This window comes from Acinetobacter sp. CAU_H_78 (assembly GCF_058599365.1).
Map to the genome: position 1 here is coordinate 652,404 of NZ_CM178652.1, position 16,348 is coordinate 668,751.

The window sequence follows — 16,348 nt, forward strand, 5'->3', positions numbered from 1 at the left end:
GGCAAATTTATTCAAACTCTCGATATTAATTTCTATCACTTGCAAGAACTGTCTGTCAGGCAAAATTTCATATGTTTTATCTGATTAAAATACAGGATTAATTACCCTGAAAATGGGCGTTCTTGGCTTGTTTTTATGGCCTAATAATTGCTTTAGAATAGACAAATCTGGCTATACTCACGATATGAATTGATGTCGGTTGCAAACATAGGGGACAAGATGTGATTCAGAATATTTTAATTGATTTGGATGGTACATTAACTGACCCAAAAGTGGGGATTACGACTTCTGCCCGCTATGGTCTGGAAAAGGTGGGTCATCCGATCAGTGAAGACACGAATATTGACTGGATTATCGGGCCTCCTCTAAAAGCTTCACTAGCTAAAATTTTGAATGTGGATGCGGATGATACCCTGGCTGAACAGGCACTAATGGCATATCGTGAACGTTTCGCAGTGACTGGCTTATATGAAAATCACGTCTTTGAAGGCGTGACTGAAACTCTGGCGGAACTTAAACGCCGTGGTTATCGCCTGTTTCTCGCAACAGCAAAACCAACCGTTTATGCCAAACAGATTCTGGAACATTTTAATCTGGCCCAGTATTTTACTGAGATTTATGGCAGTGAGCTGAATGGTGATCGGACCAATAAAGGGGAACTGATTCAGTATATCCTGGAACAACAAGGCATGCAGGCTGATCAATGCATTATGGTGGGGGATCGTGAGCATGATATTTTTGGTGCCCGCCATAATGGGATTGAGTCGATTGCAGTCAAATACGGCTATGGTTCAGAAATTGAATTACAGCAGGCACAGCCTAAATATACGATTGAGAACTTTAGTCATTTATTAGACTATTTAAAATAATTTTTTATTTTCATTAAAAATAAAATGCTTCTATGTTTAGGAGCATTTTTTATATTCATTATTAACAATAATTTTTAACTTCACCTTTTGAATGGCTTTGTTGCACAAACCTATCTGTAAAGGCTTTTTCAGCGATATAATTTTCAAATGAAGAAGCCTACACATAAAATCTACCGCACAACCAATTGGCCCGCATATAACCGAGTACTCATGAGTCGCGGAAATATTGCCATTTGGTTTGATCCTGCTACGCAATGGTATGCTCCATCAAAAGGCAAACAAGGGCGAAATCAAACCTACTCCGACGCAGCTATCCAATGCTGCTTAATGATTAAATCCTTATTCCGTCTATCTTTACGTATGGTCACTGGCTTTGTGCAAAGTCTGATTGAACTTTGCGGATTAAATTGGACCGCACCAGATTACAGTACGCTTTGTAGAAGACAAAAGCATATTGATATTGCAATCAACTAGCAAAAAAGTAGTGAGGGGCTGCATCTACTTGTAGACTCTACAGGCATGAAGTTTCTAGGTGAGGGCGAATGGAAACGCAAGAAACATGGAGCTGAATATCGTCGCCAATGGCGTAAACTACATATTGGTATAGATGCCAAAACCCTACAAATACGCGCTATTCAGCTCACAACCAATAATGTCAGTGATTCACAGGTGCTTGGTGATTTACTTAATCAGATTCCACAAGATGAGCAGATTGACTCTGTTTATACCGATGGAGCTTATGACACCAAGCAATGCCGTCAGGTCATTGCAGATCGGCAAGCACATGCGGTGATTCCACCTAGAAAAAATGCGAAACCATGGAAAGATAGAAAGAGTAGCTCGCTAGAGCGAAATGAATTACTTCGAACAGTTAAACGTTTAGGCAGGACATTATGGAAAAAATGGTCAGGCTATCATCGCCGCAGTTTGGTGGAAACCAAGATGCATTGCATCAAATTATTAGGCGATAAATTAATGGCAAGAAGCTTTCCTAGTCAGGTGAATGAAATTCATGCACGTGTAGCAGTCCTCAACCGATTTACGGAATTAGGTCGACCACTTACCCAAATTACGCCTTAAATTTGGCTCAATTAGGGGCGCTTTGCATTTCAAATCTTTGTGCAACAAAGCCCATTTAAAGTGTTAAAAACCAGATAGAAGCAGCAATGACGACAATTAAGATAACCAGAAAGATTTTTAGATTGGTTTTAGGATAAGTGGTGCTTAAGCTCGCTTTCGTAACTTCCTGACCTGCGGGATCATACAGAATCACCTTTTGTGCACTATTTTCATAACCTAATTCTAGCAGGGCACGCTGTTCAAGAGCTGTCAGACCCTCTTCAGGCATATCCATAACTTGCAGCAGCGTTGTAGAGCCCCAAAGTTTTTGAACAATTGGAGTAGATACCAGCTGTTTTAGGGTGTCTGAGGCAGCATTAAAGTCGGCAATGATGCTGCGTTCATGCGCATAGGGAACGGGAGGGACCATTGTTTGCACAATCGTGCCCTCATTGTCCATCAGTTGCATTTTATCTTTATAAATTTGCACCCATATTGCATTGGGAAGTTTGGATAACTGATCTTGCAGCATGAATTGTCTACGTATTGCTTTGATATTAAATTAAATAATCTATAAACATATCCCGTATCAAGACGGGATATGTAATGTTCCATTACTTGGCAGGAGCACCATATTCATTATTTTCTTTTTTGGTATCACTTGCCCACCAGATGATGAGTAAAATGACTCCTATCCCTGTCAGTACAAGCAATTGCCACCATCCAGAGCGTCCAATGTCATGCAAGCGACGTGCCCCTACAGCCAGACTTGGGAGCAGAAGCGCTAAATTTAGCAGGCCATTCACCAAAGGTTTGGTGCCTAAAACTGCATCAATGACTTCACTAATAATACTTAAAATTACACAAAACAGCATAAAGAACCAAAATTCTTTACGGCGTGCACGACCTGAAAAGTTTGCATAATTGGTTAGACATTTTACGAACCAGTCGATACTGCTGTAATTCTCTTCAGCCTGATCCAAATTGGAATATTTGTTAATCTGATTGCTAATACTTTCTCCCAGATGAATCGAGCTTCCCAGAGCCAGATAAATATCTGCTGCATGGCCGGTTGAGTTAACAATAAAATCAACCCGGTCACCGCGTGATGGAGGGCGTTGTCCACGCCAGTCTGCACCGCTAAAACTGTAGCGGTTGTTATCATCCCCTGTGATAAAACCCGTATTATCTTGAATAGAAAAATCCAGGATGGAACCTTTCATAAGCCCTCTCTATTTATCTTCTGGCTATTATGGATTTGTATAAATATTATTCATATATGGCCGATAGTAGCATAGGAAATTTATTTTGAGATCAAGCTTTTATAAAAATATTTAGGTAATAAATTTTCACTATCTAAAGCTAGAAATTCTGATTAATAAGAAGTTGATTTAGCAGCTAATGAATAGTTCAATTAAATTTAGCTTTTCTTAATTTGTTGAATAATAAGGAATGATTCAATAGAGGAAAAACTGAAGTAAATTTAATAAAGCTAAGAATATACTAAAATTTATAAAAATAATTTAAATCAATGACTTAATTAATTTTAGTATTTTACTCAATATGAATATATTGCGAATTTTTACGTAGAGTTTGAATAAGAAACTAATCGTCAACAGACTTTGCTTAAGCTAATAAATGCTTATATATTGATCTCATAAAACAACTTAAACATTACACTGTTTTTAAGCTAATTCACCTATTTTATAAAGGCATTTTTAATTAATAAAACATTAAAGGGTGCCATGATGAAAGCTATTCCAATGAAGAAGATGATTAACTGTGTTGCGATGAGTGGTGTATTGCTATTCACTGCTGGGCAAACAATGGCAATGAATCAGCAATCTTCAACTGCTGCTCAAGCAAATTCTAAAGCATCAAATGACAGCCGAATGCATTTAACCGAGAGTCAAGTGATTAAGGTTGTAAGTACGGTCAATAACGGTGAAATCAAACAGGCAAAAACAGCCTTGCCAAAACTTAAAACAGATGACGCACGTAAGTATGCGCAAATGATGATTAGCGAACATACAGCGAATGAGAAAAAATGTCAGGCTCTGGCAGACCGTTTAAAATTAACTCCGCAAGCAAGCAGTCTCAGTACGACATTGCAAAGTGATAGTGACAAGATTGTTACTGACCTGAGCAAGCCATCTGCAGCTGATAAAGACTATATGATGAGCCAAGTTGAAGTACATCGTAAAGCCCTGAACACTTTGGACACACAATTGATTCCAAATGCGAAAAATGCGGAATTAAAAAGCATGTTGACGCAAACCCGTACTGCGGTAGCGACACATCTGAAAAAAGCTGAACAAATCGTTGAAAAGATGAAATAAGTTAAGCATTCATCCAATAAAAGAACCGCCATTTTAGGCGGTTTTTTTGATCATAATACTTTATATATTATGTGATATTTCTTACCAGCTTAACGCACCACCAGTTTGGTAGTCTGTTACGCGAGTTTCGAAGAAGTTCTTCTCTTTACGTAGATCCATCATTTCTGACATCCACTGGAATGGATTGTTCACACCAGTAAACTGTTCAGGCAAGCCTAACTGGCTCAAGCGACGGTTACAGATGAATTTCAGGTATTCTTCCATCATGCCAGCATTCATGCCCAATACACCGCGTGGCATCGTGTCACGAGCATATTCGATTTCAAGCATGGTACCTTCAAGGATCATTTGAATCACTTCTTGCTGGAATTCAGCAGTCCACAGATGTGGGTTCTCGATCTTGATCTGATTGATCATGTCGATACCGAAGTTCAGGTGCATAGATTCGTCACGCAGGATGTACTGGAATTGCTCAGCAACACCATTCATCTTGTTACGACGACCCATAGACAGAATTTGGGTGAAACCGCAGTAGAAGAAGATACCTTCAAGGACACAGTAGAATGCGATCAGGTTGCGAAGCAAGATCTGGTCGTTTTCTGGTGTACCGGTTTTGAAAGTAGGATCACTTAGAGATTGCGTATATTTCAAGCCCCAAGCTGCTTTACGTGCTACTGATGGAACTTCACGATACATGTTGAAGACTTCGCCTTCGTCCATACCTAAAGACTCGATACAGTACTGGTAAGCATGCGTATGAATCGCTTCTTCAAATGACTGACGCAGGATGTACTGACGGCATTCAGGGTTGGTGATGTGACGGTAGATCGCCAATACCAGGTTGTTTGCAACCAGTGAATCCGCAGTAGAGAAGAAACCAAGTGAACGCATCACGATGGTACGTTCATCTTCAGTCAAGCCATTTTCAGACTTCCACAACGCGATGTCGTGGTTCATGTTGATTTCTTGAGGCATCCAGTGGTTGGCACAACCATCCAGATATTTCTGCCAAGCCCATTCGTATTTGAATGGCACTAACTGATTCAAGTCAGCACGGCAGTTGATCATACGTTTATCATCAACTTGTACACGCTGTGCACCCATCTCAAGTTCCTCAAGACCTGGCGCAACGTCCAGCTGGTCTAGGGAAGCAGATGCTCTTGCCAGTGAATCGGTTGAATTTGATCCTGCGCTTCGAGGGGCTGCAGCGGGTTGTGCAGCTGCCACATTCGACGATGTGTTGCTTGCATCAGATACCATCTGCGGATTAGCCGTTTTTTTCGGCTCGACGGGCGTAGGCTGCTGTTCAGGTGCAGCCGGTTTTTGCGAATCATCTTCGAAATCGTCCCAACTTAGGATAGACATATCAATTCTCTCTAGTTGCTTTATATCTTTTATTAGACATCCAGCAGTGCTGAGATGTCTTACTATACGCTCAATTTGTGTAAACAAAATTAAGTTTTGTCGATGAATGCTCTGAATTTGTTCAGAGATAAATCCCCACTACTTATTTTGTTTACGCTGTTGCTGGCGAACTTTAAACCAGAAATAAGCAATCGGTGCGTAAAAGGTAACGGCAAAGGAAAGGATCAATGCCACAAGTCCTAACATGTAGTTGTGAGTCATATGGGGCACCAAATTTCCTTTTTGTTCTAAGTTGTGGATTCCAGACTAATCTAGAAATCCACGTTTAAGTTTTAAATCATCATTTGATTTTGCGAATCTGTTTGATTGTCGTTTTTGGATGAGCTAAAGCATAAGCTTTAGTCACGAAGCAACCGTCAATAGCACTTTTATAAATCACGCGCTTGGACATCATCTATTCCTCCTTCTTCAAAGAAAATGACTTGTACTGGCTCGAGATAGTTTTCAGTGCTACAATCTAACTCGCATTGATTATGCCAGCCTCGTTGTGACCATTTTGGTATCACTTCGAGATTAAAAGCCCCTACGAGTTTTGATCGGCCTGTAGTGGGCTTTTTTATTGTCTAAATTTCTTGAATCCCCCTCTTGCGCAGCAGTGCTGCTCACCTTTTGCAAAGGGGGACTTGCATCCCGCCATTTGCTTCGAGGAATCTCCCTCCTTTGAAAAAGGAGGGTCGGGGTGGATTAGAAACCCGTCAGATTACTGACAAGCCTCACAATCAGGGTTGTCAATTGAACATGCTTGTGGCACTGGCGCTGCTTGAGTGAAACCTTCTTCCTCTACAGGAGCTTCAGGTTTTTTCTCTTCAACCACTGGCGCTGCAACTACAGGAGCCGCAACAGTCGCAGGTTTAACTGCATTTAATGCGCCAGTGTTAATAGTTGATTTCTCGGCAGAAGTTGCACCTAAAGCACGTAGGTAATAAGTGGTTTTCAGACCACGTAACCAAGCCATCTTGTAAGTGATGTCCAGTTTTTTACCGTTTGCACCCGCGATGTACAGGTTCAGAGATTGCGCCTGGTCGATCCATTTTTGACGACGAGAAGCAGCATCAACAATCCAGCGTGGCTCAACTTCAAACGCAGTCGCAAAGATCGCTTTTAATTCTTCAGGAATACGAGAAATCTTTTGTACTGAACCTTCGAAGTGTTTCAGGTCGTTGACCATCACTGCATCCCAAAGACCACGTTCTTTCAACGCACGTACCAGGTACGGGTTGATCACTGTGAATTCACCAGACAGGTTAGATTTCACATACAGGTTCTGGAATGTAGGTTCGATTGACTGAGACACGCCACAAATATTCGAAATCGTTGCAGTTGGGGCAATCGCCATCACGTTCGAGTTACGCATACCGTCTTTTTGAACTTTGGCACGTAAAGTGTCCCAGTCCAGACGTTGTGTACGGTCAACTTCAAACATACGCTCTGGACGAGTTTTCGCAACCAGGTCAAGTGAGTCGATTGGTAAGATACCTTGATCCCACAGTGAACCTTTGAATGTTTCATACGTACCGCGTTCAACAGCAAGGTCACTTGAAGTTGAAATTGCGTAGTAAGAAATCACTTCCATTGATTCATCAGCAAACTCAACCGCAGCATCAGAACCGTAAGCCATACCCATTTCATATAGTGCATCCTGGAAGCCCATGATACCCATACCGACTGGACGGTGTTTCAGGTTTGAGTTACGTGCTTGAGGAACTGCGTAATAGTTGATGTCGATGACGTTATCGAGCATACGTACTGCAGTTTTTACTGTACGAGCCAGTTTTTCACGATCCAGCTTGCCGCCTTGAACGTGTTGTACCAGGTTGATCGAACCTAAGTTACATACAGCGATTTCTTCTTTGCTGGTGTTCAGGGTAATTTCTGTACACAGGTTAGAAGAGTGAACTACACCCACGTGTTGTTGTGGTGAACGCAGGTTACATACGTCTTTGAACGTGATCCATGGGTGGCCTGTTTCGAACAGCATAGACAGCATTTTGCGCCACAAATCTTTTGCACGGATTTTCTTGTGCAACATATTTGTTTCTTTGGCAATGCTTTCGTAGTAAGCATAACGCTCAGCGAATTCTGCACCAGTCAGATCATGAAGATCAGGTGTTTCAGAAGGAGTGAACAGTGTCCATTCAGCATCTTCGAATACACGTTGCATGAACAGGTCAGGAACCCAGTTCGCAGTGTTCATGTCGTGAGTACGACGACGGTCATCACCCGTGTTCTTACGAAGCTCAAGGAATTCTTCGATGTCCAGATGCCAGGTTTCCAGGTATGCACATACTGCACCTTTACGTTTACCACCTTGGTTTACGGCAACAGCAGTATCGTTGGCAACTTTAAGGAATGGCACCACACCTTGAGACTTACCGTTTGTACCTTTAATGTAAGAGTTCAGGGCACGAACTGGAGTCCAGTCATTACCTAAACCGCCTGCCCACTTAGACAGCATTGCGTTATCACGCATCGCACCATAGATGTCATACAAGTCATCATCAATCGTAGTCAAGTAGCAGCTAGACAACTGTGGACGTAACGTACCTGAGTTGAATAGGGTAGGTGTAGACGCCATGTAGTCGAAGCTAGACAATAAGTTATAGAACTCGATTGCGCGGTCTTCGCGATTGTCTTCGTTCAGGGCAAGACCCATAGACACACGCATGAAGAACAATTGTGGCAATTCGAAACGCACGCCATCTGAGTGGATGAAGTAACGGTCAAATAGGGTTTGCAGACCTAGGTAAGTGAACTGGTTTGAACGTTCTGGTTGAATCGCTGCAGCCAGCTTAGCCAGGTCAAAGTTTAACAATTCAGGTGAAAGAAGCTCTAACTCAATCCCTTTTTTCAGGAAAGTTTCAAGCGCATCACCTTCATTAGTATCAGTTGATAAACCCAAGAACTCTAAACCGGTAGCCACCAGGTCATCACGCAATAGACGTGCAGTCACATAAGTATAGTTAGGTTCTTGCTCAATACGGGTACGAGTTGCCATCATCATTGTTGTAGAGATGTCAGACTCTTTTACGCCGTTATAAAGGTTTTTTACGGTCTCATCGACAATCGCCTGTACGTCGATTCCTTCAAGGCCTTCAGCAGCGCGAGTCACAGTCGCAGTCAATTCGCTTAGGTCAAGCGGCTTTAACTTGCCTTCTGCATCAGTGACTTGCAGTGTAGGGTGATGGTTGGCACCTAACTGTTTGCGCGCTTCAGAACGTTGTTCACGGTAGATGACATAGGCACGTGCAACTTTCTGTTCGCCAGTACGCATCAGCGCAAGTTCAACCTGATCCTGAATTTCTTCGATATGGATCGTGCCACCCGATGGTAAACGGCGTTTGAATGTATTCAGAACCATTTCCGTTAATTGTTCGATACGGTCGTGTATACGGCTCGAATCTGCACTTTGCTGGCCTTCTACTGCCAAAAATGCTTTTCCAATTGCAACAGAAATTTTTTCTGCATCAAAAGCGGCAACATCACCGGTGCGTTTAATCACCTGAAGTTGACCCGGAGTGGACGTGATTACGCTCATGTTAGCATAGCTCCATTGTCATCTATTTTTATGTTTATGGACCGTTTGAACTGGGCAAAAATCGTGCCACAGTGTTCGAGGAATAAACACAAGACCTAGTGGTTATAAAATTAATTGAACACAAGATACGGGAAAATTTAGGGTAGATCAATATTGACATTTTGCTAAATATTTTTCTGAAGTTTTATCTTAATCTTTTGCAAAAAGATCCCAATTTTTATTGATTCTTGCATAAGCCTTATCCGGCAAGGCATAGCATATCAAAGCTGGCAAAAAGTGCTTATAGATAACATTGTGGATAACTAAAAAGGCCTGAATCAACTAGTCACATTTTGTTCAGATTAAGCTGTGATCGATGCAAATAAGCCGACAAACGGTAGTTAAATGCACATTCGAGTGAAATGTGCACGATAAAATATTACAAAATGCTACTTTGGTGTATTGGTTTGGTGAACGCTATCTTGTTTACAATGTAAACGTGTGTATATTGCAAGCATATTAAAAACGTATCTATTGGATTTCAAAAGGATACGTCCGTAGCATACGTCCATCAAATAAAGGGGCAACACATGAGCCAAGAAGAAAAGTTACCTAAAATTCTAATTGTTGAAGATGATGAGCGTCTTGCTCGTTTAACACAAGAATACCTCATCCGTAATGGTCTTGAGGTTGGGGTAGAGCCGGATGGCAACCGTGCTATTCGTCGTATTATTGCCGAGCAACCAGACATGGTGGTTCTAGATGTTATGTTGCCAGGTGCTGATGGTTTGACCATCTGCCGTGAAGTTCGTCCACATTATCATCAACCGATTTTAATGCTGACTGCACGTACTGAAGATATGGATCAGGTCTTAGGTCTGGAAATGGGTGCAGATGACTATGTCGCTAAACCGGTTCAGCCGCGTGTCCTGCTGGCTCGTATCCGTGCTTTATTACGCCGTACTGACAAAGTGCCTGAGGATGAAGTGGCTCAGCGCATCGAGTTTGATGACCTGGTGATCGACAATGGTGGTCGTTCAGTGACCTTAAATGGTGAGCTGGTTGACTTTACCAGTGCAGAATATGACCTGTTGTGGCTGCTGGCTTCAAATGCGGGCCGCATCTTGTCACGTGAAGATATCTTTGAACGTCTACGCGGCATCGAATATGACGGCCAAGACCGTTCAATTGATGTGCGTATTTCGCGCATTCGTCCAAAAATTGGTGACGATCCTGAAAATCCAAAACGTATTAAAACAGTACGTAGTAAAGGTTATCTATTCGTCAAAGAAACTAACGGTATCTAATCGGTGCCTTTAGCCGCCTGAATAAACAGGATAATTAATAGGTGTTTAAACACAGTATATTTTTGCGGATATACGCAGGCCTGGTCATGCTTGTGGTCCTGGTGGCAGTATTCAGCTATCTGCTGGTACAGATCATCAACTACCAGCGTGCGCAGGAATATCGTGAATCCCTGACTGATGGTATGGCATATATCATCAGTGAGGGGGTTGCGAGACAGCCTAATCTGCAGCAAAAGATGGATTGGGTTTCAGATGCGTCTGATCTGTTGGAATTGCCAATCTACTATGTCGAAGCTAGTAAAATGGATATTACCCGAGCGGAAGGTCGACGTCTGGCTGACCGTAAGGCAGTCGTGCGTTGGGATGCCAAAACCGGGGTAGCTTATATTGTCATTGGGCTACGCGATGATCCAAGTCATTATCTTTATATTAAGGCGGATAATATTACTGAACGCCAGATGAAGGCTTTACCGGTCTTTATTCTGGACTATCTGGTGTACTACCCAGGTCAGGAAAAAGAATACCTGAAGCGAATTCAGGATTATTTCTCTTATCCAATCTCGATTGAAAATGTCCAGAGCCTGCCACTAGATTCCGAGCAGATCGGACGTTTGCGTCTAGATCACAGCATTATTCTATATCGTGATAGTGCCTCAATTCGCGGTACTACAATTTCGATCATTTCTCCTATTCCTAGCTCGACGTCTGAAGTGCTGGTCATGGGGCCAGTGCCGTTATTTAACTGGATGCCATTCCAGTTAGCTGCCGGGATTACCTTGCTCAGCCTGTTTGTCTTAAGTCTGGGGATTTATGGTCTGCTGGTGCCAATGCAGCGTAAACTGCGTGAAGTGAGCTATGCCCTGAACAAGATGAAAACCGGGAACATGTCATTGCGTCTTCCGGTAGAAGGTAGTGATGAGATGGCGACGCTGGCTTCCAGCTATAACAATATGTCGGATCATATTCAGCGTCTGATTGAAGCGCAGCGTGAATTGATGCGTGCGGTATCGCATGAGCTGCGTACACCTGTTGCCCGTATCCGTTTTGCAGTGGAAATGATGGCAGATGAAGACGACTATGATTACCGCTTGCAGCAGGTTGAGCAGATTGACAAGGATATTGAAGCCTTAAATACTTTGATTGATGAAATCATGACCTATGCCAAACTGGAACAAGGCATGCCTTCAATTGAATTTGAAGATATTGATCTGTTTGAAGTGCTGGATCAGGTGGCAGTCGAAACCGATGCTTTAAAAACAGGCAAAGAAGTCGAAGTGCTGCCTATGCCAGTACCTGTAATCGTAGAGGCTGAACGACGTTACCTGCATCGTGTGGTGCAAAATCTGGTAGGGAATGCAGTACGCTACTGTGAGCAGAAAATCCTGATCAGTGGCGGACTAGACGCTAAGGGTATGGCGTATATCTGTGTAGAAGATGATGGTCCGGGGGTTCCGGAAGCTGACCGTGCCCGTATCTTTGAAGCTTTTGCCCGACTGGATGATAGTCGTACTCGTGCTTCAGGGGGATATGGTTTGGGCCTGTCTATTGTTAGCCGGATTGCTTACTGGTTTGGTGGAGAGATTCAGGTCGATCAAAGTCCGACACTGGGTGGTGCACGCTTTATCATGATTTGGCCAGCTAGCCGTTACGGTAAAAAAATCAAGCAAAAACCGATCGAAAAACTGGAAAAAGCTGAAGTGTCAGATCAGTCAGAATAAGAGTTTAGGTGAGAAAAAACGATACATAGGTATCGTTTTTTTTATGGCTATTTAAAGGGGATTATTCATGGATGGTAGCATCCGGTTCAATCAGTGGTTTGCCTTCTTTCAGACTGTTTAAGGCATCAGAATTGAAGTTGATCAGCAGCTTGTTGTTTTTAACATCTACCTGATAGCTTTGGATTAGTTTCTGGTCGCCCGACAAGGTTTCAAGCTTGTACTCATCGGCAATATTCATAATACCGTCCAGGTTAATGCTGGAAGAGGCATAGTCTGTCTGGAAAAGTTTATGAATATCCCCTAAGTCAAAAATTGCATTGCTGGCATCCTGATGTTTTTGGATATAGCTTTCTACATGTCGCATCAATAATTGAGCAAAGAAAAAATAATCGGGTTTATGGGTAAATCGTAGAGACATGCATGGACTCCTTATTGTTACTTTATAAATGTCATAGTGTGTTTAAAAATAGAAATATCATAATCTGAATCAAACTGTTGGACGTGTTGCAAAAATACACAATTGCTCTTTTAAGGCTTACCGAGAGCGGGTAGAAAAGGTCGGCTTCTAATTGAATGACAACATTCATGTTAAACATCTTTTAAAAACACACTGATTTTTTCGGAGCATTAAGCAAAGGTGAAATATTTTTGATTGATTCTTTATAAGTTTCTTTTCATGGGGTGGGTAACCAGACACTGTAAAAGGAGTGAGGCCTAATTAAGCAAAGCTTTAAAAGTCTATCCGGGTTTAGAAAAAAATAATGGAAATTTAAACTTTAATTTAAAAAAACGATCGGTTGAGATTCTTTGAGCTTAAAGCCAGAATAAAATTAGGAATGTCTAAAAAATCATCCAAAAGACTAAGGCTTATAAACTAGCAAGTGAAATCCAAAATCAGGTACAATTGGCGGGATTAATTTTGTGTTTGGTGTATTTGAAGGCCAATACATACATTCTTTGTTAATAAATCGGCCTGCCAGGAGTTATCCCCGCATGAGTGCCATTACTCCATACGAATGGGCAATTATTGCCTTCGTGATCGGCGTTACATTTTTATGCGTCTTTATGCTCACTGTCCCATTACTCCTCGGGGGTAAATCATGGGGCCGTGCCAAGCAGGAGCAGTTTGAGTCAGGCGTAGTCAGCGCAGGTGGAGCTCGTATCCGCTTGTCTGCGAAATTCTATTTAGTTGCAATTTTCTTTGTAGTCTTCGACCTCGAAGCACTTTACCTGTATGCATGGGCATCTTCTGTTCGTGAAGTAGGTTGGATTGGTTTTGCAACTGCAGCTATCTTTATTTTGGTTTTACTTGTTGGTTTGGTTTACGAATTATCGACAGGCGCACTGAACTGGGCACCTTCAGACAGACGTAAAGCAGCAGGATACAAAGCTAAAATTGGTTCGCCAAATATGGATCTTGCAGAAATTACGCGCTTCAACTCTGTTGAAGAATTGGTTATGGATCCAACTGGTCAAATCCCAGCTCAATCATCTGGTCTTGTGAAAAAATCACAAGTTCAACCCTCTGATAAGGAGTAACTCGGGATGAAATATACATTAACCCGTGCGAATCCGAATGCTGATGAATATCCACTTCAAGAGCGTATCGTTGTAGAAGATCCGCTTCTAGAAGAAGAAGTGAATAAAAATGTGTTCATGACTCGCCTAGAGGATGTAATGCACACAGCAGTGAACTGGGGTCGTAAGAACTCAGTTTGGCCATTTAACTTTGGTACATCTTGCTGCTACGTTGAATATGCAACGACTTTGACCGGTGTACATGACTTGTCACGTTTCGGTGCCGAAGTTATCCGTGCTTCACCGCGTCAGGCAGACTTGATGATCGTAGCAGGTACATGCTTCGTGAAAATGGCTCCGGTAATTCAACGTCTGTATGAACAGATGCTTGAACCGAAATGGGTTATTTCAATGGGTGCGTGTGCAAACTCAGGTGGTATGTACGATATTTATTCAGTCGTACAAGGTGTGGACAAGATTATTCCGGTAGATGTATACGTTCCGGGCTGCCCACCACGTCCTGAAGCATTGATCCAGGCATTAATGCTGTTACAAGACCAAATTCAATTAGAGCGTCGTCCGCTGTCTGCGGTAATCGGTGATGATCTTAAGCCAGTGTATAAGCCAAAGATGATGCCGGAACGTGACCGTAAGAAAGACCAGCGTGTGGCTGTGAAGAACTTACGCTCTATGGATGAAATTAAATAATTTAAACGACCGGTTTTTTGTTGTGCACCCGCTATGGGTGTAGTTGTCGTTTAGGTTGACTGAATTTGTATTAAATAGGAAGCCAAGCCAATGGCTGAAACTGACATTGCTATGCCAGAATCAACAGCAGTTGATTCACGCCCAGCATTTGCCATCATTGAAGAGCTCAAAACCAAGTTTGGTGAGAACTTCTTTGTGCAAACGACTTTCGAGGATTTCCCGACAGTTTGGGTTGAGCGCGCACGTGTACAAGAAGTATTGATGTTCTTGCGTACCGTGCCACGTCCATACGTGATGCTATTCGACTTGTCTGCAGTAGATGAGCGTTTACGTACGCACCGTGACGGTTTGCCTGCGTCAGAATTCACAGTGTTCTATCATTTATTATCTTTAGAGCGTAACTGTGACATTCGTATTAAAGTTGCATTAAGCGACAGCGATCTGAATATTCCGACCGCAACGAATATCTGGCCAAATGCGAACTGGTATGAGCGTGAAGCTTATGACATGTTCGGCATCAATTTCGAAGGGCATCCAATGCTCCGTCGTATCTTGTTGCCAACCTACTGGGAAGGTCACCCGCTACGTAAAGAATATTCTGCACGTGCAACTGAATATACTCCGTATATCCAAGACAAAGCCAAGCAGGACTTTGAACAGGAACATCTACGTTTTGTGCCAGAAGACTGGGGTCTGAAGCGCGGTAATGCAGATGAAGATTTCATGTTCCTGAACCTGGGTCCGAACCATCCATCTGCGCATGGTGCTTTCCGTGTGATCTTGCAGCTGGACGGTGAAGAAGTTAAAGACTGTGTGCCTGACATCGGTTATCACCACCGTGGTGTGGAAAAGATGGCTGAACGTCAAACCTGGCATTCATTCATTCCATATACAGACCGTGTCGACTACCTCGGTGGCTGTGCACAGAACATGCCTTATGTGATGGGCGTGGAACAAATGGCGGGTATTACTGTACCTGACCGTGCCCAGTGTATCCGTGTCATGATGTCGGAACTGTTCCGTATCAATAACCACTTGCTGTACATCGGTACTGCGATTCAGGATGCCGGCGGTATGACTCCAGTATTCTATATGTTCGCTGACCGTCAGAAAGTGTATGACATTGTGGAAGCGATCACCGGTTACCGTATGCATCCAGCATGGTTCCGTATCGGTGGTACTGCACATGACTTGCCAAACGGTTGGGAAAAACTGGTTCGAGACTTGCTCGACTGGATGCCTAAGCGTTTGAACGAATACTATACTGCAGCACTGAAAAACTCTGTATTTGTGGGTCGTACCCGTAATGTGGCTCAATACGATGCGAAATCTGCATTGGCATGGGGTGTAACAGGTACTGGTCTGCGTGCGACAGGTATCGACTTTGATGTTCGTAAATACCGTCCATACAGTGGTTATGAAAACTATGACTTCGAAGTGCCAGTTGAGTACGAAGGCGATGCATATGCTCGTGTGATTGTTCACTTCCGTGAAATCGAACAGTCACTGAAAATCATTAAGCAGTGTCTAGAGAATATGCCATCTGGTGCGTACAAAGCAGACCATCCACTGGCTGTTCCACCACCAAAAGACAAAACATTACAAGATATTGAAACCTTGATTACGCACTTCTTGAGCGTTTCTTGGGGTCCTGTAATGCCTGCAGGTGAATCATCTGTGATGGCAGAAGTGGTGAAAGGTGCGTCGACTTATTATCTGACTTCAGACAAGTCAACCATGAGTTACCGTACCCGTATTCGTACACCAACTTTCACGCATTTACAGCAAATGCCTTCTGTGATTAACGGCAGTCTTGTATCTGACTTAATCATTTATTTAGCGACAATCGACGTCGTAATGGCTGACGTGGATCGCTAAGGGGTAAACGCAT

13 protein-coding genes and 1 pseudogene are annotated in these 16,348 nt (G+C 42.8%); 8 read left to right on the forward strand and 6 right to left on the reverse strand.

Annotated features, from left to right (window positions below):
* Nucleotides 1–221 precede the first annotated feature (221 nt).
* Both AC4MCD_RS03210 and AC4MCD_RS03215 read left to right on the forward strand, forming a co-directional pair.
* Nucleotides 222–869 (forward strand): HAD family hydrolase, encoded by a 648-nt coding sequence (locus AC4MCD_RS03210; RefSeq protein ID WP_419375329.1) that lies wholly within the window; start codon nt 222–224, stop codon nt 867–869.
* Nucleotides 870–1,016: 147 nt separating this feature from the next.
* Nucleotides 1,017–1,949, forward strand: a pseudogene (locus AC4MCD_RS03215) (IS5 family transposase).
* Nucleotides 1,950–2,004: 55 nt separating this feature from the next.
* Here AC4MCD_RS03215 and AC4MCD_RS03220 read toward each other — a convergent pair.
* A complete protein-coding gene (locus AC4MCD_RS03220; protein ID WP_419364641.1) occupies nt 2,005–2,460 on the reverse strand; it encodes a hypothetical protein in 456 nt (151 codons plus the stop codon).
* Nucleotides 2,461–2,542: 82 nt separating this feature from the next.
* Nucleotides 2,543–3,151 (reverse strand): DUF805 domain-containing protein, encoded by a 609-nt coding sequence (locus AC4MCD_RS03225; RefSeq protein WP_419364639.1) that lies wholly within the window; start codon nt 3,149–3,151, stop codon nt 2,543–2,545.
* Between the two features lie 525 nt (nt 3,152–3,676).
* On the opposite strand from AC4MCD_RS03225, the gene AC4MCD_RS03230 reads away from it, so the two are divergent.
* The gene (locus AC4MCD_RS03230) at nt 3,677–4,267 is read left to right on the forward strand and encodes a DUF4142 domain-containing protein (RefSeq protein WP_419364637.1); all 591 of its coding nucleotides are present in this window, start codon (nt 3,677–3,679) and stop codon (nt 4,265–4,267) included.
* Nucleotides 4,268–4,348: 81 nt separating this feature from the next.
* On the opposite strand, the gene AC4MCD_RS03235 is transcribed toward AC4MCD_RS03230, so the two are convergent.
* The 3 genes from AC4MCD_RS03235 to AC4MCD_RS03245 all read right to left on the reverse strand — a co-directional run bounded on the left by AC4MCD_RS03235 (nt 4,349) and on the right by AC4MCD_RS03245 (nt 9,227).
* Nucleotides 4,349–5,632: a ribonucleotide-diphosphate reductase subunit beta gene (locus tag AC4MCD_RS03235; RefSeq protein WP_004785102.1), complete on the reverse strand. Its 1,284-nt coding sequence runs from the start codon at nt 5,630–5,632 to the stop codon at nt 4,349–4,351.
* A 138-nt stretch (nt 5,633–5,770) separates the two neighbouring features.
* A complete protein-coding gene (locus AC4MCD_RS03240; protein ID WP_005237071.1) occupies nt 5,771–5,902 on the reverse strand; it encodes a hypothetical protein in 132 nt (43 codons plus the stop codon).
* A gap of 490 nt (nt 5,903–6,392) precedes the next feature.
* Entirely contained in the window at nt 6,393–9,227 is a 2,835-nt protein-coding gene (locus tag AC4MCD_RS03245) for a ribonucleoside-diphosphate reductase subunit alpha (protein WP_419375239.1), read from the reverse strand.
* 569 nt (nt 9,228–9,796) lie between these two features.
* Here AC4MCD_RS03245 and bfmR point away from each other — a divergent pair.
* Complete coding sequence (gene bfmR / locus AC4MCD_RS03250; RefSeq protein ID WP_004785097.1) at nt 9,797–10,513, forward strand: response regulator transcription factor BfmR; 717 nt, start codon at nt 9,797–9,799, stop codon at nt 10,511–10,513.
* Between the two features lie 41 nt (nt 10,514–10,554).
* On the forward strand, nt 10,555–12,231 hold the full coding sequence (gene bfmS / locus AC4MCD_RS03255; protein WP_419375238.1) for a sensor histidine kinase BfmS: 1,677 nt from the start codon (nt 10,555–10,557) through the stop codon (nt 12,229–12,231).
* Between the two features lie 61 nt (nt 12,232–12,292).
* Here the strand turns inward: bfmS and AC4MCD_RS03260 are convergent, their stop codons facing one another.
* The gene (locus AC4MCD_RS03260) at nt 12,293–12,649 is read right to left on the reverse strand and encodes a hypothetical protein (protein WP_004785094.1); all 357 of its coding nucleotides are present in this window, start codon (nt 12,647–12,649) and stop codon (nt 12,293–12,295) included.
* A gap of 575 nt (nt 12,650–13,224) precedes the next feature.
* Here AC4MCD_RS03260 and ndhC point away from each other — a divergent pair.
* The 3 genes from ndhC to nuoC all read left to right on the forward strand — a co-directional run bounded on the left by ndhC (nt 13,225) and on the right by nuoC (nt 16,335).
* The gene (gene ndhC / locus AC4MCD_RS03265) at nt 13,225–13,770 is read left to right on the forward strand and encodes an NADH-quinone oxidoreductase subunit A (RefSeq protein WP_004785092.1); all 546 of its coding nucleotides are present in this window, start codon (nt 13,225–13,227) and stop codon (nt 13,768–13,770) included.
* 6 nt (nt 13,771–13,776) lie between these two features.
* Nucleotides 13,777–14,457, forward strand: a complete 681-nt coding sequence (locus AC4MCD_RS03270; protein ID WP_004785090.1) for a NuoB/complex I 20 kDa subunit family protein — start codon at nt 13,777–13,779, stop codon at nt 14,455–14,457.
* Nucleotides 14,458–14,547: 90 nt separating this feature from the next.
* Nucleotides 14,548–16,335 (forward strand): NADH-quinone oxidoreductase subunit C/D, encoded by a 1,788-nt coding sequence (gene nuoC / locus AC4MCD_RS03275; protein WP_419364630.1) that lies wholly within the window; start codon nt 14,548–14,550, stop codon nt 16,333–16,335.
* Nucleotides 16,336–16,348 lie beyond the last annotated feature (13 nt).

What these genes read in the sequence shown, in the direction of transcription:
- AC4MCD_RS03270 (WP_004785090.1), top strand. Translation starts at nt 13,777, where the DNA reads ATGAAATATACATTAACCCGTGCGAATCCGAATGCTGATGAATATCCA.
- nuoC (WP_419364630.1), top strand. Translation starts at nt 14,548, where the DNA reads ATGGCTGAAACTGACATTGCTATGCCAGAATCAACAGCAGTTGATTCA.
- AC4MCD_RS03245 (WP_419375239.1), bottom strand. Translation starts at nt 9,227, where the DNA reads ATGAGCGTAATCACGTCCACTCCGGGTCAACTTCAGGTGATTAAACGC.
- ndhC (WP_004785092.1), top strand. Translation starts at nt 13,225, where the DNA reads ATGAGTGCCATTACTCCATACGAATGGGCAATTATTGCCTTCGTGATC.
- AC4MCD_RS03230 (WP_419364637.1), top strand. Translation starts at nt 3,677, where the DNA reads ATGAAAGCTATTCCAATGAAGAAGATGATTAACTGTGTTGCGATGAGT.
- AC4MCD_RS03220 (WP_419364641.1), bottom strand. Translation starts at nt 2,460, where the DNA reads ATGCTGCAAGATCAGTTATCCAAACTTCCCAATGCAATATGGGTGCAA.
- AC4MCD_RS03225 (WP_419364639.1), bottom strand. Translation starts at nt 3,151, where the DNA reads ATGAAAGGTTCCATCCTGGATTTTTCTATTCAAGATAATACGGGTTTT.
- bfmR (WP_004785097.1), top strand. Translation starts at nt 9,797, where the DNA reads ATGAGCCAAGAAGAAAAGTTACCTAAAATTCTAATTGTTGAAGATGAT.
- AC4MCD_RS03235 (WP_004785102.1), bottom strand. Translation starts at nt 5,632, where the DNA reads ATGTCTATCCTAAGTTGGGACGATTTCGAAGATGATTCGCAAAAACCG.
- AC4MCD_RS03260 (WP_004785094.1), bottom strand. Translation starts at nt 12,649, where the DNA reads ATGTCTCTACGATTTACCCATAAACCCGATTATTTTTTCTTTGCTCAA.